Origin of the sequence: Variovorax glucosi, from assembly GCF_051216695.1 — a bacterium.
Lineage (GTDB): Bacteria > Pseudomonadota > Gammaproteobacteria > Burkholderiales > Burkholderiaceae_C > Variovorax.
Window position 1 is genome coordinate 1 of record NZ_JBPJZE010000417.1, and the last position, 1,024, is coordinate 1,024.

Annotated in this window: 1 protein-coding gene; it reads left to right on the forward strand. The window is 64.3% G+C overall.

The window, feature by feature from the left end:
• Positions 1 to 1,024: 1,4-alpha-glucan branching enzyme (gene glgB, locus ACSFA3_RS26145; RefSeq protein WP_435508207.1), on the forward strand; the 1,024-nt coding region annotated here is incomplete at both ends.

Sequence of the window (1,024 nt, forward strand, 5' to 3'; positions counted from 1 at the left end):
GTGCTGCTCGACTGGGTGCCCTCGCACTTTCCGACCGACGAGCATGGGCTCGGATACTTCGACGGCACGCACCTCTACGAACACGCCGATCCGCGCCAGGGCTTCCACCCGGAGTGGAACTCCAGCATCTTCAACTACGGCCGGCCGGAGGTGCGCAGCTTCCTGGTGTCGTCGGGGCTGTTCTGGCTCGAGACGTACCACCTCGACGGGCTGCGCGTGGACGCCGTCGCGTCGATGCTCTACCTCGACTACGCGCGAGAGCACGGCGAGTGGATTCCCAACCGCCACGGCGGCCGCGAGAACCTGGAGGCCATCGACTTCCTGCGGCGCATGAACCGCGTGGTGGGCGTCGAACGGCCGGGGGCGGTGACGCTCGCTGAGGAGTCGACGAGTTTCCCCGGCGTGACCCGTCCGCCTGAAGACGGTGGGCTGGGGTTTCACTACAAGTGGAACATGGGGTGTATGAACGACACGCTGGCGTATGGAGGCACCGATCCGGTCTACCGCAAGCACCATCACCAGCAGATCACCTTCGGGCTGATGTATGCGCACAGCGAGAACTTCGTGCTGCCGCTGTCGCATGACGAGGTGGTGCACGGCAAGGGCTCGCTGATCGGGCGCATGCCCGGGGACGAGTGGCAGAGGTTTGCTGGCTTGCGCAACCTGTACGGGTACCTCTGGGCGTATCCCGGCAAGAAGTTGTTGTTCATGGGGGGCGAGTTCGCGCAGTACGCGGAGTGGAATGCGGACCGCGGCCTGGACTGGCATCTGCTGGAGCACGCCTCTCATCAGGGGGTGCGGCGGCTGGTGCGCGACTTGAACAACGTGTATCGGCACTTTCCTGCGTTGCATGAGCTTGACCATGACGGGGCGGGGTTCGAGTGGATCGTGCATGACGATGCGGATCAGTCGGTGTTTGCGTTTGTTCGGCGGGGGCGGGATGGGGCGTTTGTTGTGGCTGTTTGCAACTTCACGCCTGTGCCTCGGCATGGGTATCGGTTGGGGGTGCCTGTTTCGGGTTCCT